This is a genomic window from Alteromonas marina (assembly GCF_000808575.1).
Classification (GTDB): domain Bacteria; phylum Pseudomonadota; class Gammaproteobacteria; order Enterobacterales; family Alteromonadaceae; genus Alteromonas; species Alteromonas marina_A.
In genome coordinates this window covers 85,104-104,640 of the sequence record NZ_JWLW01000013.1, presented here as the reverse complement: position 1 = coordinate 104,640, position 19,537 = coordinate 85,104, and the positions used below count along the sequence as shown (strand labels likewise).

Sequence of the window (19,537 nt, the reverse complement as noted above, 5' to 3'; positions counted from 1 at the left end):
TTTATCATGCAGGTACTCGGCTCAGTCTTAGTTTTGGATTAACCGGTGTAAGTACCACTTCTTTTGCGATAGCCCAGATATATGCGGCCATTTCTCTGGCTATCGCGGTGATGATTAAATTGTAGTGTTTACCCTTTTTACTCATGCGCTGATAGCGTTTGTACAGACGCAGCTGTGCTTTCCAAGCAATATCGACGATGTCTTTGGGTAAGCCTTCTTGCCTTAACTGTAATTCGGTAGAGACATTCGCTGGATACCGATAGCTGTACGCGCCTTCAATCAGCAAACGCCGTGCTCGGCCATTTCCCGCTTTAGTAATAGCACCTAAGTGCCGCTTTCCGCCTGATGACTGTTCGCTGGGGACTAAACCTAAATATGCCATGAGTTTTCTTGGATGGTCGAAACGGTGTAAATCGCCAAGCTCTGCTACCACGCCAACAGCAACGAGCAATCGAACACCGCGCATCGCCTGAACGGCTTTCACCACCGGATAATAACGCCATTGGTGCACATGGTGGGTTAACTCATTGTCGAGCCTTTCCAGTCGCCGGATACGCTCTTCTATAGTTTGTAGTTGCTCCTGCAAGACTATTTGCTGGGCCGGATGAGGCAATATTAATTCAGTGAGCCAGCGAAGGTGTTTCTTCGACCAGTTGGCTGTACCCTCATAACGAATGTTGTTGCGCAGCAGTAGTGCTTTAAGCTGGTACTTGGCTTCCTTTAAATCTTTCATTGCCGCTTCTCGAGCACGGGATAAGTCACGCACGGCTTCATCTTCCGGCTCAGGTACATAAATGGGGGTAAGGTCTTCCGACTTTAGCAACTTCACCAGTTTCAGCGCATCTCGGCGGTCGGTCTTAATTCGCTCTCCAGGCTTTTTGGGAATAAGAGACGGAGCCACGACATAGCAACAATGCCCTAAGCTTGTTATCAGCCGATAAATCCAGTAGCCACAAGGCCCAGCTTCATATACGACGTGAAGTGTTGCGCCGGGATATTTAGATTCAAACTGACGAAGCAGCTTTTTTACACTAACTTTTGATGAAGGTATCCGTCCGTAGTGGACAGGGCTGGCACCACGTTGCTCCTCACAATAAGCTACTTCATGGAATTCTTTGTGCGTATCCAAGCCGATAAAAATCATGCTATGTTTATTCATGCTAGCCTCCAAATGATTTAGTCTTAAGCAAACTAATTATGGCACTGGCTTTCAGCTAACCCACGAAAATGCGGAGGCTAGCATTTCACTGGAGTCATTGTATCTATAAGGCATAAGTTTTGACTGAGCTGGTATTCTTTATCTTATTCGGAATTGTTCTCGGGCTTTGGATAAGAGCCAGTATTAGAGCCAGTAAACTCTTCGAGAAAGCGCATGAAGTAAAGGGTAATTTTTCTAAGCAAATAGAAAAACAACTTGCACATTATGATCAAATTTTTGGCATGGTATTCGGAAATCCAGAAAACTATCCACTTTATCGGCCAGAGCTTCTCCCATATATTAAGAGTGTCAGGGCTGCATTTAAGCAAGCCTGGTTCAGCATTGCTCTTTTCGCTATTTACTTGATAATCAGCAATGCCTTATAACAAACAAATTAAGGCGTGTGCACTTCGCGCACACTGGGACACAAACACGTGGGCGGCTTCGCCATTATGCCCCACGCAACTGCGCCGCTTAGCTTAATGTTATGCGCCAAAGCGTACAGGATTTACATCCATACTTTTATGAAGGATTCTTATGACCAGAATTTCCTGACTGCCCGTTTGTTTATAGAAAATAACATGGCTACCTTGAGGAAACTTTCTGTATCCATCTCTTATTTCATCGCAGCTTTTACCAATATCAGGATTTTCAGACAACATCCAAAATGAGTCGTCGAATTGTTTAAGATATACATTACGCTGATCTCGGCCCCATTTCCGTTGCGTAAACAATGCAATATCTTTTAGATCTAATTTTGCTAATACGGTTAACTTAAATGGTTTCACTCGTTTAATTCACCGTCTAGTTCTGATATCAGATGCTCAAGGTCGTATTCAGCCTCGCCGCTTTCTTCACCTGCTACAAGTAATTGACGCAGAGTGTTTAATTTGGTTTCCTGTGTTTCTAGCAAGCGAAGAGCTGAACGAATCACCTCACTCGCTGAACCATACCGGCCAGTTTGAATTTGGCTAGCAATAAAGCCATCAAAATGGTCTCCAAGGGTAATGCTGGTGTTTTTAGCCATCTGATTTCTCCAAGTACCAATATATACCTAATTATGGTACTTGCGCGATGTAAGTCAATAGCGCATAACAATCACATTAAGCCGCTCGCAGGCTCGCTGGGAGGCATACACGCAGGGCGGCTTCGCCATTATGCCCCACATGTCTGCGCCCCTTATTTAAAAGTTAGGTGTCGCGTGTGATTAAACATTGCTGTAATGAAATGGAATTAGCAATCAAGTTTGATTGTAACCATCACAAAGATGAATATGAATGTCCAGATACACTGATTTCATATAATCCAAAATTCGACGAGTACGGCATAATCATCCATGATGGCGGTACCGCTACTTCGGGTATCTCATATTGTCCTTGGTGTGGTTCAGAACTACCAAAGTCAAAAAGAGATCTTTGGTTTGACACCCTGGAAGCCCTCGGCTTTGATGACCCGAGTGAGCAAGATATACCAAAACAGTTTCAAGGGAGTGATTGGTATCGTAACACCTAACAAACAAATTATGGCACTCGCTGGGACGCTGCCATGTGGGCTCCCTTCGCTTCGCTCGGTATTATAGCCTACGTATTTTTGCCCTTTATGCGGGTGTTATATGCAATTGGTCAGAATAACTTTTTAACATCGCGATAAAAGTTTTCATGAGAGCCAAGAGCTATCAATTCAAGTATTACAGTGCCATCCTCGTAGCTGTAACCAAGTAAAGTTGACTGCTTGACCATCTTGAATTTGTACACACGAAGAAAGGCTAGGTCGCCTTTTTTCTGCTCGCCTAGAAGAGGCTCGGCCATTAGCTCCTTAACAGCTTTATCCAAGTCTTTTTTCTGATTCTGATGTAACTTTTTTACTGCTCTCTTAAAATTAGCTGTTTGTAAAACACTGGTAATTTTAGCCAAAATCGTAAGGCTCCAATTTTCCTGCCTCTTTTTCAGCTTTGGAAATAATTGCCTGTTTTACGAATTCGTAAGGCAAATCTGGATTATCTTCCATCATTTCACCTATCTTAGCCCAATGCTCTATCTGTTTTGGCATAGTTCGGTTTAGTGCTTTGCCCATAATTGTAGCTTTCTCAACTAGATCTTGGTCTAGTCTTACGCTCGCGGTTGCCATAGCATGTCTCCTAATGGTTCGTCACCACATTGTAGCAATGCGCTACAGGTGTGGCAAATTGCGTATAACAAACGCATTAACACTAGCTGCGCTCGCTAGGGACAAAAACACTTAGGCTCCCTGCGCTTCGCTTAGTATTGTAGCCTACGTATTTTGCCCGTTATGCGGGTGTTAGGCGCCAAGTTGCACCGCGTTGCGCAATACGCTACGCTCTTCCTATGATTAAGTCATTTAAACATAAGGGTCTGAAGCTCTTTTTCGAAAAAGGGAAAACTTCAGGCATACAGACTAAGCATGCGAAAAAACTTCGTATGCAGTTAGCTGCTATCCATACCGCACAAGATATCGATGACATAAATCTACCAGGCTTTTCTCTACATCAACTTAAGGGAGGAAGGTCAAACATTTGGTCGATATCAGTCAATGGCAACTGGAGAGTAACTTTCGAGTTCACGGATGGTAATGCTTACATCTTAAATTACGAGGATTATCACTAATGAATATGCATAACCCACCACATCCCGGTGAATTTATTGAGTCCATCTACATGGAACCACACGGCATAAGTTGCAGGGCACTTGCGACCCATCTGGGTGTTGCCGCTTCAACACTCAATCGTGTCGTTAAGGGAAAAAGTGCAGTAACGCCAGAAATGGCATTAAGGCTATCAAAGGTATTAGGTCGCAGCCCTGAGAGTTGGCTTAGTATGCAAGACAACTATGAACTTTGGCAAGCAAAGCAAAATATCAATTTAGATAACGTGCAGCCAATAGATCTGCATGCCACCTAACAATCAAATTAAGTCGCTTCGCTGGGACGCATACATGCAGGGCGGCTTCGTCATTATAGCCCATGCGCCTGCGCCGGTTATTTAAAAGTTAGCCATCAAATGGAGTTGTCAGAAGAATGAATGAAAAAGTTCTAGCTTTGGGTCAAAAATGTTTACGCCTAGTGAACTCTGATAAACGTACATCGAGTTTTCTTGGTGGGAAACCGTTAGTTGGAGCCAAGTTTGACTGGCCTCGGAAAAATGACAAACCTCTAGGGTTCATCGGACAATTAGACTTAAAGGAAATCAATTCAAACAAAGAAATAGATTGGCTACCTCAAACAGGTAGACTTTTATTTTTCTATGATCTAGAGGAGTGGCCTTGGGGCTTTGATCCTAAAGATATTGGTGGTTGGGCAACGCTATACGAAAATGGTGATTCCGATTTATACCCATCTGAATTGCCAGATGATCTTGATTTAGAGTACTTATCTCCGCCAATCAAATACGTTAAATCTAAGAGCTTTATTAGCTATCCCGACGGTCAAAGCCTGGATTTTGAAGCTCTTGGAATTTCAGAGAATGATGAGGATAAGTATTACGATTTTATCGATGAACATTTCGGCAATAAACCACGGCATCAAATTGGTGGTTTTCCAAGTCCTATTCAAGGAGATTCAATGGAAGAGGACTGCCAGTTAGCTAGCGGAGGTGTTTATTGTGGTAACTCTGATGGCTACAACTCCAAGGAAGCTGAAAAGCTAAGACGTGAATTACTCGATTGGAAGTTACTTTTACAATTTGACTCTGATGATGAAATAGGAGCAATGTGGGGAGATATGGGGATGCTGTATTTTTGGGTGCGAGAAAGCGATACTAGAAATTGTGATTTCTCCAAGCCATGGTTGATTTTACAATGTAGCTAAAATGGCTAACAAGCTGTTTAAAACGAATAAAAAACAACTAGCGCATTATGAAACTTACTTTTTTACCAAGTTTAAACTTACAGCGTGCTGCTGAGTTTACCTTTAATAACATGCGCGATTATTACGCTCAGTTTGCGCCTGATTGGGACGCCGACAAAGTACTTGGAGTTACCGCAGAGCTCATTAATTACGACATTCAAGTAGACAGCGAAACGGTGGGGGTTATGCGCCTTCAATACGACGGTAACACCTGTATATTGCGCGACCTTCAGGTCATACCCAGCGCCCAAAACAAAGGCATAGGTAGTGCTGCCATTGAAGAAGCAGAAAGACTTGCGTTAGGGGCCAATATTAACTCGCTTGAACTACGAGTTTTCAAAGTTAGCCCTGCAGTTTCGCTTTATAAAAAAGTGGGATTTGTCATTAAAAGTGAAGACGACCGCTTTTTTAACATGACTAAACCCTTAAGCACGTAGCAAACAGGCTTGTACCGCCGTGCTTGTACCGCCGTCTACTCAGAATATACCTAAAGGCCAAAGCACATGAAGATTATTATTGATGATCTCACCGGAGGAGAAGTTCTAGCGCTTTTAGAAGAGCATTTGTATGAAATGTATGCTACATCGCCACCTGAGAGCGTACATGCATTAGATGTTGAAGCACTAAAAGCTTCGAACATTACTTTTTTTAGTGGCTGGAAGCAGCAACAGCTTGCGGGCTGCGTCGCTATTAAAACCCTTGATACACATAGCGCCGAGCTAAAATCTATGCGCACCGCCAAACCGTTCAGAGGTTGCGGGGTAGCGTCTCAGTTATTACTTTTTGCCCTAGAACATGCGAAAATGAAGGGGTTCAGTTCGGTAAGTTTAGAAACGGGAACGCAAGACTACTTTTTAGCGGCCAGAACCCTATACAAAAAGTTTGGCTTTGTTGATTGCGGTCCATTTGGCAGTTACTCAATCGATCCCAACAGCCACTTTATGACCCGAGCGCTTTAATTTAGTACTTTAAGAGAATTCCACATGTCGTTACCTCCTTGCCCGCATTGCCAATCAGAATATGTATACGAAGATCAGCCTCTACTTATTTGCCCTGAATGTGGACACGAGTGGAACCCGAACGAGGTAGAAGAGGAAGTCTCAGCAAAAGACTTCAACGGAACACCGTTAGTCGCCGGCGACAAAATTACGCTAGCAAAAGATTTGAAGGTAAAAGGCAGTTCGTTGGTACTTAAAATTGGCACCAAAGCCGTTATCCGACACGTAAAAGATGCCAAAGACCACCAGCTAGACTGTAAAGTAGATGGCGCGGGTGAAATGATGCTAACTGCACAGTTTGTTAAAAAGGCATAGACGGCCTTTATTGAAAAGCTGTTACTCCTCTCGGTGCGCTTGCCTTGTTGTTGTTTAGCAAGCGCGCTAGCTATCCCCTGCTATTTCCTGTTAAAAATTTGCGACTTCGTTGGTGATGGTTTCAGTGAGCAAGCTAATCGCTTTCGATGACACTTTCTGAGGGTTAACTAAACAAACACCCACATGCCCAAGCTCGGGTAAACTTTCTGAATTAGATAGAACGTGTAGACCAGGCGGCACCGAACTTTTTGCAAGAACGGTTATACCCAACCCTTCGTTAATGGCCGTTTGTATGCCGTTTAAGTCGGCAATGGTATACACCACCTGCCACGGTTTTTTGATGGCCGATAAAAGGTTGGTTGCTCGCTTGCGGTAAATACATGGCGACGGTGCAGCAATAATAGGCAGTTTAGCAGGCACACTGTTTACAAAGCGCTGACTCCCCACCCATACCAGTTGATCTGAAATGATGTAGCCGTCTTGCTGAGGATCTGGTGTTTCTTGTAGTGAGAGAATTAAATCGAACTGGCTTTTAAGCGGCTCACTAAGTAAGTCTTTACTTAGCGCACAATGCACCTCTAGCGATATTTCCGGATAGGTTTGCGTGAACCGTCGAATAATTTTAGGCATAAGCGTTGTACTAAATTCGCTGGGAATGCCTAATCGAATATTTCCCGTAACCTGCGGTTTGCCGAATTCGGCCATCGCCTGATCGTTAAGTGCCACTATCTTTTCACCATACGACAATAAGCGACTGCCGGCACCAGTTAGTGCCAAGCGATTTTTGTCGCGGGAAAATAGCTTTTCCCCAATCATTTCTTCTAGTTTTTTTATCTGTAAGCTAATGGCAGGCTGTGTGCGCTGAAGCTGCTCGGCACATTGTGTGTAGCTACCCGTCTGTGCAATAAGCACGAACGAACGCAGAAAATCTATCGATAAGTTTTTCATTATTTTGCTCTACACCTTTCTATTAGCTATGCCTGCTGTTTTGCCTTGCTAGTACCAGACTTGCCCACAAGACCATTTAATAAAATTATAATGCCATATTTTTTATTAATTTTATTTATTCTTTTTACACTCCTAGTATCAGATACAAAATAATGACATTTAGGAGCCAGCATGAACCCACTTAACCAGCACCTTCACGAACAAGACCCAGATATCGCAGCGTTTGTTGAGCAAGAAAACGAACGTCAAGAACATCATATTGAACTGATTGCATCGGAGAACTACACCAGCAAAGCTGTTATGCAGGCGCAAGGCAGTCAGCTAACTAATAAGTATGCAGAAGGCTATCCGGGCAAGCGCTATTACGGTGGCTGCGAGGCGGTGGACAAAGTAGAACAGCTTGCTATCGACAGAGCTAAAGCATTGTTTGAAGCTGACTATGTGAATGTGCAGCCTCACTCTGGCTCTCAAGCGAATACTGCAGTTTATATGGCGCTATTAAACCCTGGCGATACCATTCTTGGGTTGAGCCTTGATCACGGTGGGCACCTCACACACGGTGCAAAGCCTAACTTTTCAGGAAAACTATACAACGCGATTCAGTATGGCTTGAACACAGAAACTGGTGAGATTGACTATCGCCAAGTAGAAGCGTTGGCTAAAGAGCACAAACCAAAAATGATTGTAGCGGGCTTTTCTGCTTACTCTCGCGTGGTCGACTGGCAGAAGTTTAGAGACATCGCTGATAGCGTGGGCGCGTATTTACTCGTAGATATGGCACATGTTGCAGGCCTTGTTGCGGCCGGTGTTTATCCCTCGCCAATTAACGCGGCTCACGTGGTGACTACGACTACCCATAAAACACTACGTGGCCCTCGTGGCGGGCTTATTATGTGTAAGTCAAACCCCGAGCTTGAGAAGAAATTCAATTCATTAATTTTCCCTGGCATTCAGGGTGGCCCACTTATGCACGTTATTGCCGCAAAAGCGGTAGCGCTTAAAGAAGCCATGACAGCGGAATTCCGCACTTATCAAAAGCAGGTAGTCATTAATGCACAAGCTATGGCTGATGTGTTTATGAAGCGTGGCTTTGACGTAGTATCTAATGGAACCGACAACCACATGTTCCTGCTAAGTCTTGTAAGCAAAGGAATAACGGGGAAAGAAGCCGACGCGATATTAAATAGCGTGAATATAACGGTAAATAAGAACACAGTACCCAACGACCCGCAGTCGCCATTCGTTACAAGTGGTATTCGAATTGGTACACCTGCGGTCACTTCACGCAATTTTAGAGAAGAAGACTGTGCTCAATTAGCCCACTGGATTTGTGATGTGTTAACAGCGCCAGAAGACAATGCAGTAGTACAGCAAGTGATAGATAAAGTGGCAACGCTAACCGCGGCTCGCCCCGTTTACACCGAGTAAAACCTAGTACTATACAGAGCGAACTCGTGCGTTGCAGGTAGCCACCATTACCCGCCACACGAGTTTAGCTCGCTCGTTAAAATTGCTGATTCTTGCACCCCATGCCTCTTCCATGGCGTTCTGCCACACGTTACAAGTCTCGATTGTGTTGCCGTAAAGCGGGGCTAGAGACAAACTTATTCTCAATGACTCAAGCCATTCAATAAATAGCGGGTCGTGTCGCCCTGTTTGACGCAGTTGCGACAATTGGAGCGATGCTTGCTGCTTCATTCCTTGTAACCGCCTGTAAATTTCTCGCGGATCTTCCTGCTGCCCTAAAAGATGAAGTTCGCGCTCAATATCGTAAGCATTGTGCCAGTGGATAGTTTGCTGCGGTTCTTTTGAACAGCCCCACATTGCCGCACTCACAAGCGAAAGCAGCATGATACGCTTACCCCATAATAAAAGGGTGGAAGGAAATAGTTTTTTGCCAAGCACCAAGCTGCGAACTCCTCAAACGATGTCATCTATAGTATAGATGAGTATTGCGCTGGAGCTCGCATAAGTGCGCGTAATTAAACTAATTTACTAAAGCGAGACATGTGCAGCACCTAAAGTGCTCTGCGCTCTCGTTACGGTAGGAAGTGACTAGCTAAACCACTTCCACCAGATAAACACCATTAGAAAGCCAAACAAATAAACTAAGCCTAAATAACTGAGTAGCTTTACAGCAATATTGGGGGCGGCATCTTTATGTAATTCAGTTCGCGCCACTAGCCTATGGTTAAGCCAAGCAAACATAGGCGTCGTGACGAAGGCCAGCGTCATCGCAAAGCCTAGCATGGCCAATAACGCAGACTTGAAAAAAAGCACAATAATAAAACTGAATACTGCCATGAACAGTAAAACTGGCGTAACAAGTTTAGTACGGGCCGCTTTGTTTTTGTTGAACAGTAACGCTATCGCTTCAGCGACTACCCGAGCGTAGCCGTCATAAACGGTTAACGCCGAGCCGAATATGCAAAGAAAGGCGACAACAGCGATAAGCAAGTGCGCCCACTGCCCAATGGTGGATGAGTACATACTGATAAGCTGATGAGAAAAGCCAATGCCGCTTGTACTCAACTCGGTGCCGCTACCATATAAGATTAATGCGCCTAACCCTAAAAACAATAACGCTAGAACAACCGTAACCCCGTACCCTAAATTAAAGTCAAAGAGCGCAGATTTAGGCGTAACCGCGTGGTCTTTGCACTGACGCTTTAACCAAAGAGAGGTAATGGAGGAGATTTCAATTGGTGCAGGCATCCATCCCATCGTCACCACTAAAAAGCCTAAGGTGGCGAGTGTCCATGGAGAGGGTTGCGAATCAGTGGGAATGACCGGTGCGGTGTAGTTGCTAAGGGCAACAATAAATACAGCAAGTGTTGCGACTACAAGCACCCCCATTATACCTTTGGCAATGTTGTCCAGGCCTTCAAAATGCCCTGCTAATAATATGAGTAGTATGAGTGCTAAAACGACTGATGCAGACAGTGATATGGCAATATCGAAAGGGATAAAGTAAGACAATAAGCTTGCAGCAAACAGCAAAAGTGCCGCAGCATTAACTACCGAGGCGATAGTATTTAAGCACAAGGCAATGGCTAGATACCGTTTTCCCATGCCTAAATAACCTTGCTGCAAGGTTTGTTTAGTGCTGATAGTGTAACTAACGCCAGCCCTGAAAAACGGATATTTAAGTAGGTTTACCAGCAGTATGAGCAGCGCTAATTGCCAGCCGAACTTTGCACCTGCCTGAGTGGATGCCACTAGGTGGCTTCCACCTACTGCCGCCGTCGCCATAAGCACACCTGGGCCGAGCAATTTTAGCAGGGCTATAAAACGGGCAACAAACGATACTTCAGCTTTGTACGACAAGGCAACCTCTAAATGGGCATTAGAAAATAGCCGTTAACCATATCAGGTAAATAATCCGCAGAAAAGACAGTAAGCGATGGAAGTATGAGAAGCATAAAGGTAGCGAACAGCTGTTGGTTCGCTACCGGGTTTTAGATTTAAAAAGTTTGAGAATTCGTTTGCGACTGATGCAAAGCTTTACGTTAGCGTCGGTCGAAATTCACTTTTTTCTTAGGATGCTGATAATAGCCTTCTTTCAAAAGACGTTTGAAGCGAGTTAACTTCCCGTCCAGCGTCAATTCTTCTAATCCTTTGTTGAATAAAGACAGAATAAGCTGACTGTCCCCTTGCCCTTTAGGTACTAATAAATGCGTGGTGACGGTAGAAATAAACGGCTTGATAGGCATAACATCTCTACGCTCTCCCCTGGTGAAATCGCGTTGAAGTAAATACCATCCGGTTAACTCATCAATGGGAAAAACGTCAATTTTACCGTCAATTAGCGCCTGTAAATTGTCTTTGTCTGTGGCACTTTCCACAACATTACTGCTGCTTTTAATGTAAGCGGCAAGTTCATCGTTGTATAAATACCCTTCCGTGATACCCATTTTTAAGTCTTTTAAGTCGCTTAATTCAGCCCAAGTATCAGGGCCCTTTTCAGCATTAACATAAAACACCAAGCTTTCCGCACTAATAGGGTTACTGTGGAAAAACTCACTTTCCCGGGCGCGCACAAAGTTGCCGTATGAAATGGCATCGTATTCGCCTTTTAGCGTTGCTTCAAGCGCTTCTTCCCAGGGTAAAGAGACAAACTCAACCACAACGCCCGTTTCTAAAAACGCATCAGCGATAATGTGATTGATATAACCGTCGTGCTGCATGTCAGTTGACGTATAAGGGGCATACTCTGTGGTCGCTATTCGCAGTTTCATCCACGCATGGGCAAAACTTTGCATTGGAACTAGCGCTAGTATAAATGTCGCTATTAATAGTAATCGCATGTCAAAGTCCTGTTAGTGATTAGAAGTAAATACCAAGGTTTATGTTCAGGCGGTGGGTAGTTTCTTGTCTACCACCTAAGTCGAGTCCCACGCCCGGGCCGCCTGAGAACCACATGTTTTTGCCTTGGATACTATCTACATATACAAACAATTTATCCCAGCCAAAGCTACAGCCATTTATCCACTGCGACGAGTTTTTCCCTTCACTTCCTTCACCTTTTGCCACGCTGTACTCTGAGTAACAAGTAAGTGACTCTATGTGAGTAAACTTATAAGGCACAGAGTACACAAGGTTTGCTGAATAGGTTTTACCGTCGGCCGCGGCTAAGAACGGGAAGGTGAAAGAGGATAGCGCTATGCGATCGTCCGCTTGCCCTTCTGGTGCAGCCAAATCGTATTCATAATCGATATACTGCAGTTCGACCTTGAGGTCGCCTTGGGTATGGCGCATATGCACGGCATAGGCATTCATATCACCATCGTCCAGGGTATCCAGGTTTAAGATGTTGCCGTATTGGTAAGACACACCAATATCGGTAGTGCCTCCGCGAATAAAGTTTGCTGTGTAGTTAGCGCGTAAATTGTATTGGCCGTCTTCTTTATTTCGATATTCACCGTCATCCGCCACATCAAACGAATAGCGCCCAAACTCAGCGGCATCGTTGTACTCGTCGTTCATAAAATAGGCGGCTTGAAAGTCCCAGTTACCCCAATCATGGTTTATTTTCACCCCAGCATCGTAATCATCTTCGAAGCCAAGATAATAATTTACCGAGAACCAAAAGTTGTTACTGGCAAAGGGCTGCAAACCAAACGGTGTTTGGGTTATACCTGCTGTAATCTCGGTTTGCTCATCGAAATGATAAGTCAGGTCGGCGAACCTTACTGTGTCGAAGTCGGTGTTTTCGTACCATCGATATTCGGCTTTATAGCTAAATTGATCTGACTCACCCGACACGCCAAGTTTGAATGATTCAAATTCGAAACCATCTCTAAACTCGGGAATTTGCCAGTCTTGATGCCCGTAGTTAACCCTAACATGACCGCTCAAATTAAAGGGAAGTTCGTCGGCATTTGCGAAGCTTGAAGTGCACGAGGCTATTGAAACTAAAGAAAATGCGGATAGTAGCTTGTTCATTACTGTTCCTGTATTGAATTTTTGGCGGGAACCCTTTGCTAAAAAATGCCTCTAAGAAACATGAGGGGCGTTCAAGCGCTTAGGTGTATCGCGCACCAAAATAAATCCTTCAGTACTAACAATACTGAGCAAACCTTAAAAAAAGATCATTTGTTAAGGTCTGACGTCTGTGTTGTTCCTTGCATGAATAGCAGCGCCCCCCGGCAGGCGACGGCATTTAAACATTGGTCGTTTACTGTGGAAAGTGAAGTGCTATGTATGCGCGGTAGATGCGGAAAGTTTTGCTGTGAACGTCAGATCTACTCTACTAATTGGTCGCCACTTGAACAGCGAATAGGGGAATATGTGAACATAGCGTGCCAGCTTTACGACTACATCGAAATTGCCTGTATGAATAACCTTGAAGTGAGCGTGCTATTAAAAGACGGGAATACGATAAAGGGTACAGCACTGACCACAGTTATCGATAAACGCAATGACGTGGCCACTGAGTGTATGCAAATGTCCATCGACAACACCAAGCAAAATATTGCGCTTATTGAAATCGCTCAACTTCACGCAATAACTGACAACCCGCATTTCAGCTCAGTCAGCTTTTAGGTAGTATGCGCAGCTAACTTAGCTTAACTTTCAAAGTGATCCTGATTTATGACGCAAAACCTCTCTGCCATTACTTTTTTTGTAGACGACTACGACAGTGCCGTTGAATACTTCACCACGGTTTTAAACTTTACCTTAACCGAAGACAAAGTAACCGGCGAAAACTCGCGTTTTGTTCTGGTAACCCCACCACACAGTGCTACGAGCTTGTTGTTGGCGCAAGCAAAAAATGACACAGAAATGGCACTCATTGGCAGCCAAGCCGCCGATAAAGTATTTTTAATTTTGAATACTGACGACTTCTGGCGCGACTTCAATGCCATGCAAAGCAAAGGGGTGGCATTTTTAGAAATCCCTCGGGAAGAAGTGTATGGTACGGTAGCCATCTTTAGAGATAAGTTTGGCAATAAGTGGGATTTGATCCAAACCACCTAATTGCACTTTATATAAGTGCGCCTTGTCGTTGCGATATTTTTCGCGGCAAGGTTGTAAGTGAATAGTGAAAGGAAGTATAGGAGAAGTAGCACGTGCAGGCGATGAAGCGTTCCATTATTGCTGATGTTGTTGCAATAGCGGCAATAGCACTTTTGATCACTACAACGTTTTATTGGATAGAAGCAAGGCGCGAAGTCATAATTCTCTGCGATAATTTTACGCTTGGCGTATCGAAAAAAAGTGTCGAACGCCAGCTAGATACTGCAAACTTACTGTTGTGGGACACAGAGTTTGTTGCAAATGGCAGCAAAATCGAAGCATATAGCCCGCTACACTTAGGCATTTTGAAATGCAGTGTAGAGTTTAATAAGCAGGATACCGTTGTATTCTCTATTGTTGAGTAATCAGACTCCCTAGCAGCTTCCTCTACTTTTTGCGTTTTATGTGAACCAGGTTGGTGCAATGTTTACATCGACGCAACACCCTATTCACCGGTGCGCTAAAAGTCGTAAAGGCAAACTTACCTTCCGCCATTTATCGCACCGAGTTAACTTTTCATCTCGCTGTAACCTACTGTGTTGTAAACGTATAATTACGCTGTGTCTTCTTAACGCAAACTTTTTCTTATGCAAAAAACAAAACACAGTGTCATCGAGGATGTTTTCGCCCTGATAAGCGCCGGCTTGTTTGTTGCTTTTGGCGTATATTTATTTCAGTCTCAAGACTTAATGATAGGTGGCGCGGCAGGCTTAGCGCTGTTAGGTACTTATGCCGTAGATATAGACTTCGGCTTGCTATTCTTTCTGATTAACTTACCGTTTTACACCCTAGCTTGGACGCAAATTAGCAAGCGTTTCACCATTAACACCTTTATATCCGTCACCACGGTTTCTGTACTAACTGAGCAAATTCCAGCGTTTGTGGATATTAGCCACGTAAATCCATTTTTCGCGGCGGTATTTGGCGGTATTTTAATTGGTGTAGGTATGCTGATGATGTTTCGTCATAGCTCAAGCCTTGGTGGCGTTGGTATTATGGCGTTCTATTTACAACAGCGTTTCAATATTAGAGCCGGTACATTCCAGCTAACCGTAGATAGCTGTATATTACTTAGTGCTCTGTTTTTCATCGCTTGGCCTTTAGTGCTAATTTCAATTTTAGCGGCATTTTGTTTGAACATGGTTATTTCGCTTAACCATAGACCAGAGCGTTACTTCCCAGTGCAAGGCGAATCTGAATCAAAAAAGGCAAACGCTGAGTCAAACGACGCCGATACCAATCACATGGAAAGTCATGCTGAAAACAGCCTAGAACAGTGCCTAGACAGCTAGCTTCGCGCACAAAACGGCTAAATTTACTCAGCCAGTCTTTGCCATTCGGTCATAAATTGTCGCTGTTACTCCCCTCAAAAAGAGACAGAAGCGATGATTAGAGCAACAAATAAAAAGCCCGGTTAGGCACAACCTAACCGGGCTTTCTTGTATCTTTTATTTGTATTCCTAGACGCCTACAACAAACCTATTGCTTCTTCTGAACAGGTCTTGACGGTCGACTTACTACTCCACGGTTCACTCTTGGACGAGAAAACGAAGTACGCATACAAACCTCACTTATGAGTTGTTGCTCAGCACAGTTGGAGGCGAAACATTCACCGCAATCCCGCAACAAAGCAACTACAGTATAGGCTCAAAATGGGGGTAAAAGTCTCATTCTTTTAATGAATAGTGCTTTATTAAAACTTATATGAAGTCTAGCCAAACTGGCACTGCTTTGATAACTAAAGGTATTTTACAATGCGCGGTACCCGTTGAGAAACGCGGGTCATTAATTCGTAGTCGATAGTGTCAGCATTAGCCGCAACTTCCTGAATTGGCACATTCTGCCCCCAGAGCTCAACTTCATCGCCCACCGCGACGTTGTCGATATGAGTTACATCGATTGTGATCATGTCCATAGACACGCGGCCAGCTAAATAGGCGCGCTTACCTCGAATCATTACTGGCGTACCATTTTTGCAATGCCTTGGATAGCCATCGGCGTAACCAATGCCTACGGTTGCAATTTTGCTAGGCTTGTCTGCCACCCAAGTCTGACCGTAGCCAATGCCCTCGCCTGCCGGTATGGTTCGTACTGCGAGTACACTTGAGCGAAGTGTCATGGCAGGGTAGATTTCAACGTCTATATTTTGCGAAGTAGAGACGGCACCACCGTATACCCCCACACCTAAACGATTCCAAGCATTTCGACTTGCAGGCCAGTTTACCGTGGCGGGAGAATTAGCCACGCTGGTTGGCAAGCCCAATTTACTCGCTACTTGATTGAACGCATCGATTTGCGTGTTGGTAAAGTTATTATCTACATCGTCAGCGCACGCAAAGTGCGTAGCAATAACCGTTTGCTCGCTAAGTAAATGATTGTACTTAGCAGCAATCCCTTCGATATCGGAAAGGGCAAAACCCAACCGGTGCATGCCGCTATCCACTTTAAGCCAAATATGCGGGCGCTGCTGTTCGGGGCAGCTTTCTAACCATGTAAGCTGTTCTTCGCAGTGCATAACTAATATACAGTTATGCTGAAATGCCATTTGGCACTCTTTTGCCTGATGTGCCCCTTCTAACACCACAATAGGCGCAGAAATTCCCGCGTCGCGAAGCGCAATGGCTTCTTCAATTATTGCTACGGCAAAACGCGAAGAAACATGCTGAAGAATGCGCGCTACATTTACTGCTCCATGACCATAAGCATCGGCCTTTACTACCGCCATAGACTGACTTGAGGGCGCTAAAGCAGCAAGGGCTTTAAAATTATGTAAAAGGGCATCAGCATGAATGATAGCTTGCGTTTGTCGGCTCACAGAAAAACACGTTCCTTAAATGTTTAATGAGAAAGAATATCGAAAGCCACAGTGTACCACGAGAAGCGTATTAGCTGCGCAGGATTAATAATGAAAAACGTACCATCTAACGCAAGGTTTCTTATGGCATAAAATACCGTTATGCTTTGCGCTAGCTCATTATTACAATTTCGTTGCCCCAAGGTTTTCAATGTCTTCGCACAATTCTTCTACTTCAGAATCATCCGCCAACGCCAGTATTGAAAATACAGTCAGTACTGACAATCAAGCGGCAGGTAATAAACCCACCGTTAACGAATTAGCCCAGTCACTGAATAAAATTGTGTCAGAAGGCAGAAACCCAGACACCCTCGATATAGACACGCTAAGCACCGAAGGCATTCTTGCCCGCATTAACAATGAAGACGCGAAAGTGGCAAACGCAGTTACCTCGCAAATTCCGCAAATCGGAAAAGCGGTGGATGCTGCAACCACTAGCATTAGAAATGGTGGCAGGCTCGTTTATATAGGCGCGGGGACCAGCGGCAGGCTGGGCATACTTGATGCGGTGGAGTGCCGCCCAACGTTTAGCGTGCCTGATGAACTAGTTGTTGGCGTGATAGCTGGCGGTGAAAAAGCCATTCAGCACGCCGTAGAAGGTGCAGAAGATGACGTCGACGCGGGGCGTGCTGATCTTGTAGCGCTGTCCTTAAACCACAACGATACCGTTATTGGTATTTCGGCAAGCGGTCGTACACCCTATGTAAGTGGCGCACTGGAATATGCCCGTTCGCTTGGCTGCTTTACCGGCGCTATTGCATGTAGCCCTAACGCCGCTATTTTTACCCATGCTGATGTAGCTATATGCCCAGTTGTTGGCCCTGAGGCACTTACTGGCAGTACGCGCATGAAGTCGGGTACGGCGCAAAAGCTAATTCTTAATATGATTAGCACCAGCACAATGATTAAGCTGGGGAAAACCTATCAAAACTTAATGGTAGATGTGAATGCCACTAACGAAAAACTAAAAGCCCGTGCGCTTCGCATTGTTATGCAGGCTACGGACTGCAGTGAAAATGCTGCTATAGCAGCGCTTGGTGCGTGTAATAACAAAGCTAAAGTTGCTATTTTAATGGTATTAACCGGGCAATCTGCCGAGCAGGCCACCGCTCAATTAGATGCTAGCGGTGGGTATTTACGTTCCGCCGTGAATAAAAGCGAATAACCACGGTAAACTAATGCTATGAAGGTTTTAACTTCGGTCACATTGAGCAAGGTATTCAGACGCCTAACGTCAAGCGCATTCATTGCTGTACTTTCTCTAGCATTAATTAGCTTATCGCTTAACGGCTGTGCACAACAAAGCTTATCTACACATGTATATACAAGTGATACTGATGGCCCTGCGAATCACTCAACATTAATAAACAAGCAACCTGCGCTAGGGACTAAGCAGCCCGTATCAAGCACCAAGCAGTTTACTGTAGGCGCTGAACGCTATTCGAAATACCTGCCCTTGCTAGCAGGTAAACGGGTTAGTTTGGTGGTAAACCAAAGCGCGTTGGTTTCGAGCCACAGCGCATTGCCTTCTAGCACGGTTGAGCCTGAAGAGCGCGAATCGAGCAACAGCTTGGCTGCACAAAAAAATAAGATAAAGACAAGCCAGCGCAATCAGCATCTGCTTGATGCCCTTCTTCAACGCAGTGTTAATGTTGTAAGTATTATGTCGCCGGAGCACGGATTTAGAGGAGACAAAGGCGCCGGCGAAAAAGTAGATAGCAATATTGATGCTAAAACCGGTATACCTATTCACTCCCTTTACGGCGCAACCAAAAAGCCTACCCCCGACATGTTGGATGGCATCGATGTGATTGTTTTCGATATTCAGGATGTAGGCGTACGCTTTTATACCTATTTAAGCACCTTGCACTATGTGTTGGAGGCGGCCTTTGCGCGTAATATCGACGTTATCGTGTTAGATAGGCCAAATCCTAACGGCCGTTATGTTGACGGCCCAGTACTTCAATCTGAATTTTCGTCGTTCATTGGCATGCATCCTATTCCCGTCTTACACGGTATGACCTTGGGCGAACTTGCTCAAATGATTGTGGGGGAACAGTGGTTAGATATTGACGCGAGCAGTTATGACAACGCTCAGCTTACCGTTGTCCCGGTGCAGGACTATCAACGCACTGCACATTATTCATTGCCCGTAGCGCCTAGCCCTAACCTGCCAAACGATTTATCGATACGCCTTTACCCAACGCTGTGTTTTTTTGAGGGCACCGACGTGAGTATAGGTCGCGGCACTGACTTTCCCTTCCAACTTATTGGCCACCCGTTTGTTGAATTTGGTAAAACCAAGATACCGGTAAATGCAAATAATGCAGCGCCCCACCCTAAACATGAAAATACTCTGCTAAGTGCACATGTCTTTTCTTATGCTGATCCTACGATCTTGGAAGGCTCTGACTCTAAGCAAACAACTCACAAGCGATCACCAATTAGTGGCTTAGATATCGCTACATTGATAGATGCCTATTCTCGCTTTTCTGAATATAACAAGGTGATCAGCGCCAGTGATGCCTCTGAAGAAACCTTCTTTACTCGCCCAGATTTCTTCGACAAATTAGCGGGTAACGATGCGCTACGATATCAAATTCAAGCCGGTAAAACGCCTGCAGAAATTCGCCAAAGTTGGCAGAAAGATTTAAGCAAATTTAGAGAAAAACGAAAAGCATACCTGCTTTACGAAGACACGGATTGATGTACAGATAAACGCCTTTACCCTTGAGGATTTGAGGTATCTTATCAAGGTAAATGTGGAGGAAGTGTTAGCGATGCTAAACTTACCACATAACACGTAAGTAAATACTCACACCCACACAACCCCAGATTTAGTGG

26 protein-coding genes are annotated in these 19,537 nt (G+C 44.6%); 15 read left to right on the top strand and 11 right to left on the bottom strand.

Annotated features, from left to right (window positions below; genetic code table 11):
• Positions 1 to 4: 4 nt before the first annotated feature.
• The gene (locus RJ41_RS08625; RefSeq protein WP_039219407.1) at positions 5 to 1,159 is read right to left on the bottom strand and encodes an IS110 family RNA-guided transposase; all 1,155 of its coding nucleotides are present in this window, start codon (positions 1,157 to 1,159) and stop codon (positions 5 to 7) included.
• Between the two features lie 119 nt (positions 1,160 to 1,278).
• Here RJ41_RS08625 and RJ41_RS08620 point away from each other — a divergent pair, with 119 nt between their 5' ends.
• Positions 1,279 to 1,584: a hypothetical protein gene (locus tag RJ41_RS08620; RefSeq protein WP_039219404.1), complete on the top strand. Its 306-nt coding sequence runs from the start codon at positions 1,279 to 1,281 to the stop codon at positions 1,582 to 1,584.
• 99 nt (positions 1,585 to 1,683) lie between these two features.
• Here the strand turns inward: RJ41_RS08620 and RJ41_RS08615 are convergent, their stop codons facing one another.
• Both RJ41_RS08615 and RJ41_RS08610 read right to left on the bottom strand, forming a co-directional pair.
• The gene (locus tag RJ41_RS08615) at positions 1,684 to 1,986 is read right to left on the bottom strand and encodes a type II toxin-antitoxin system RelE/ParE family toxin (RefSeq protein WP_039219402.1); all 303 of its coding nucleotides are present in this window, start codon (positions 1,984 to 1,986) and stop codon (positions 1,684 to 1,686) included.
• Complete coding sequence (locus RJ41_RS08610; protein WP_039219400.1) at positions 1,983 to 2,225, bottom strand: type II toxin-antitoxin system ParD family antitoxin; 243 nt, start codon at positions 2,223 to 2,225, stop codon at positions 1,983 to 1,985. The genes RJ41_RS08615 and RJ41_RS08610 overlap by 4 nt, the downstream gene beginning before the upstream one ends.
• Before the next feature lie 176 nt (positions 2,226 to 2,401).
• Between RJ41_RS08610 and RJ41_RS08605 the strand changes: the two genes are divergently transcribed.
• Positions 2,402 to 2,710, top strand: a complete 309-nt coding sequence (locus RJ41_RS08605) for a DUF6980 family protein (RefSeq protein WP_084081809.1) — start codon at positions 2,402 to 2,404, stop codon at positions 2,708 to 2,710.
• A gap of 110 nt (positions 2,711 to 2,820) precedes the next feature.
• Here the strand turns inward: RJ41_RS08605 and RJ41_RS08600 are convergent, their stop codons facing one another.
• Positions 2,821 to 3,111, bottom strand: coding sequence for a type II toxin-antitoxin system RelE/ParE family toxin (locus tag RJ41_RS08600; protein ID WP_039219392.1), 291 nt, complete (start codon positions 3,109 to 3,111; stop codon positions 2,821 to 2,823).
• Entirely contained in the window at positions 3,104 to 3,325 is a 222-nt protein-coding gene (locus RJ41_RS08595) for a TA system antitoxin ParD family protein (protein WP_012518669.1), read from the bottom strand. The genes RJ41_RS08600 and RJ41_RS08595 overlap by 8 nt, the downstream gene beginning before the upstream one ends.
• Before the next feature lie 218 nt (positions 3,326 to 3,543).
• Between RJ41_RS08595 and RJ41_RS08590 the strand changes: the two genes are divergently transcribed.
• The 6 genes from RJ41_RS08590 to RJ41_RS08565 all read left to right on the top strand — a co-directional run bounded on the left by RJ41_RS08590 (position 3,544) and on the right by RJ41_RS08565 (position 6,372).
• Positions 3,544 to 3,822 (top strand): type II toxin-antitoxin system RelE/ParE family toxin, encoded by a 279-nt coding sequence (locus RJ41_RS08590; protein WP_039219384.1) that lies wholly within the window; start codon positions 3,544 to 3,546, stop codon positions 3,820 to 3,822.
• Positions 3,822 to 4,115, top strand: coding sequence for a HigA family addiction module antitoxin (locus RJ41_RS08585; protein ID WP_039219381.1), 294 nt, complete (start codon positions 3,822 to 3,824; stop codon positions 4,113 to 4,115). Before RJ41_RS08590 ends, RJ41_RS08585 begins: the two co-directional genes overlap by 1 nt.
• Before the next feature lie 116 nt (positions 4,116 to 4,231).
• Complete coding sequence (locus tag RJ41_RS08580) at positions 4,232 to 5,020, top strand: YwqG family protein (protein WP_039219379.1); 789 nt, start codon at positions 4,232 to 4,234, stop codon at positions 5,018 to 5,020.
• A gap of 47 nt (positions 5,021 to 5,067) precedes the next feature.
• Positions 5,068 to 5,496: a GNAT family N-acetyltransferase gene (locus RJ41_RS08575; RefSeq protein WP_039219376.1), complete on the top strand. Its 429-nt coding sequence runs from the start codon at positions 5,068 to 5,070 to the stop codon at positions 5,494 to 5,496.
• Positions 5,497 to 5,562: 66 nt separating this feature from the next.
• Positions 5,563 to 6,018 carry a GNAT family N-acetyltransferase gene (locus RJ41_RS08570; protein WP_039219374.1) on the top strand — a complete coding sequence of 152 codons (456 nt, stop codon included), beginning with the start codon at positions 5,563 to 5,565 and terminating at the stop codon, positions 6,016 to 6,018.
• 24 nt (positions 6,019 to 6,042) lie between these two features.
• Positions 6,043 to 6,372 carry a zinc ribbon domain-containing protein YjdM gene (locus RJ41_RS08565; RefSeq protein ID WP_014948132.1) on the top strand — a complete coding sequence of 110 codons (330 nt, stop codon included), beginning with the start codon at positions 6,043 to 6,045 and terminating at the stop codon, positions 6,370 to 6,372.
• Between the two features lie 90 nt (positions 6,373 to 6,462).
• Here RJ41_RS08565 and RJ41_RS08560 read toward each other — a convergent pair whose 3' ends face one another.
• A complete protein-coding gene (locus tag RJ41_RS08560) occupies positions 6,463 to 7,320 on the bottom strand; it encodes a LysR family transcriptional regulator (protein ID WP_014978205.1) in 858 nt (285 codons plus the stop codon).
• Between the two features lie 171 nt (positions 7,321 to 7,491).
• On the opposite strand from RJ41_RS08560, the gene glyA reads away from it, so the two are divergent.
• Positions 7,492 to 8,748, top strand: a complete 1,257-nt coding sequence (glyA, locus tag RJ41_RS08555; RefSeq protein WP_039219372.1) for a serine hydroxymethyltransferase — start codon at positions 7,492 to 7,494, stop codon at positions 8,746 to 8,748.
• A gap of 9 nt (positions 8,749 to 8,757) precedes the next feature.
• Here glyA and RJ41_RS08550 read toward each other — a convergent pair whose 3' ends face one another.
• The 4 genes from RJ41_RS08550 to RJ41_RS08535 form a co-directional block, all read right to left on the bottom strand.
• A complete protein-coding gene (locus RJ41_RS08550; RefSeq protein ID WP_240485763.1) occupies positions 8,758 to 9,171 on the bottom strand; it encodes a hypothetical protein in 414 nt (137 codons plus the stop codon).
• Positions 9,172 to 9,375: 204 nt separating this feature from the next.
• Positions 9,376 to 10,647: an NRAMP family divalent metal transporter gene (locus RJ41_RS08545; RefSeq protein WP_039219365.1), complete on the bottom strand. Its 1,272-nt coding sequence runs from the start codon at positions 10,645 to 10,647 to the stop codon at positions 9,376 to 9,378.
• A 182-nt stretch (positions 10,648 to 10,829) separates the two neighbouring features.
• Positions 10,830 to 11,627 carry a substrate-binding periplasmic protein gene (locus RJ41_RS08540; protein ID WP_039219362.1) on the bottom strand — a complete coding sequence of 266 codons (798 nt, stop codon included), beginning with the start codon at positions 11,625 to 11,627 and terminating at the stop codon, positions 10,830 to 10,832.
• A 19-nt stretch (positions 11,628 to 11,646) separates the two neighbouring features.
• Positions 11,647 to 12,765: a TonB-dependent receptor gene (locus RJ41_RS08535; RefSeq protein WP_014975544.1), complete on the bottom strand. Its 1,119-nt coding sequence runs from the start codon at positions 12,763 to 12,765 to the stop codon at positions 11,647 to 11,649.
• Positions 12,766 to 13,110: 345 nt separating this feature from the next.
• On the opposite strand from RJ41_RS08535, the gene RJ41_RS08530 reads away from it, so the two are divergent.
• The 4 genes from RJ41_RS08530 (at position 13,111) to RJ41_RS08515 (ending at position 15,131) form a co-directional block, all read left to right on the top strand.
• Positions 13,111 to 13,365, top strand: coding sequence for a Rho-binding antiterminator (locus RJ41_RS08530; protein WP_039219360.1), 255 nt, complete (start codon positions 13,111 to 13,113; stop codon positions 13,363 to 13,365).
• A gap of 48 nt (positions 13,366 to 13,413) precedes the next feature.
• A complete protein-coding gene (locus tag RJ41_RS08525) occupies positions 13,414 to 13,800 on the top strand; it encodes a VOC family protein (RefSeq protein ID WP_039219358.1) in 387 nt (128 codons plus the stop codon).
• A gap of 92 nt (positions 13,801 to 13,892) precedes the next feature.
• Entirely contained in the window at positions 13,893 to 14,204 is a 312-nt protein-coding gene (locus tag RJ41_RS08520; RefSeq protein ID WP_039219357.1) for a hypothetical protein, read from the top strand.
• A gap of 222 nt (positions 14,205 to 14,426) precedes the next feature.
• Positions 14,427 to 15,131: a YitT family protein gene (locus tag RJ41_RS08515; protein WP_039219356.1), complete on the top strand. Its 705-nt coding sequence runs from the start codon at positions 14,427 to 14,429 to the stop codon at positions 15,129 to 15,131.
• Between the two features lie 446 nt (positions 15,132 to 15,577).
• Here the strand turns inward: RJ41_RS08515 and alr are convergent, their stop codons facing one another.
• Positions 15,578 to 16,654 (bottom strand): alanine racemase, encoded by a 1,077-nt coding sequence (alr, locus tag RJ41_RS08510; protein WP_039219354.1) that lies wholly within the window; start codon positions 16,652 to 16,654, stop codon positions 15,578 to 15,580.
• Positions 16,655 to 16,844: 190 nt separating this feature from the next.
• Here alr and murQ point away from each other — a divergent pair, with 190 nt between their 5' ends.
• Positions 16,845 to 17,858 (top strand): N-acetylmuramic acid 6-phosphate etherase, encoded by a 1,014-nt coding sequence (gene murQ / locus RJ41_RS08505; RefSeq protein WP_084081806.1) that lies wholly within the window; start codon positions 16,845 to 16,847, stop codon positions 17,856 to 17,858.
• Positions 17,859 to 17,876: 18 nt separating this feature from the next.
• A complete protein-coding gene (locus RJ41_RS08500) occupies positions 17,877 to 19,400 on the top strand; it encodes an exo-beta-N-acetylmuramidase NamZ family protein (RefSeq protein ID WP_039219352.1) in 1,524 nt (507 codons plus the stop codon).
• Positions 19,401 to 19,537 lie beyond the last annotated feature (137 nt).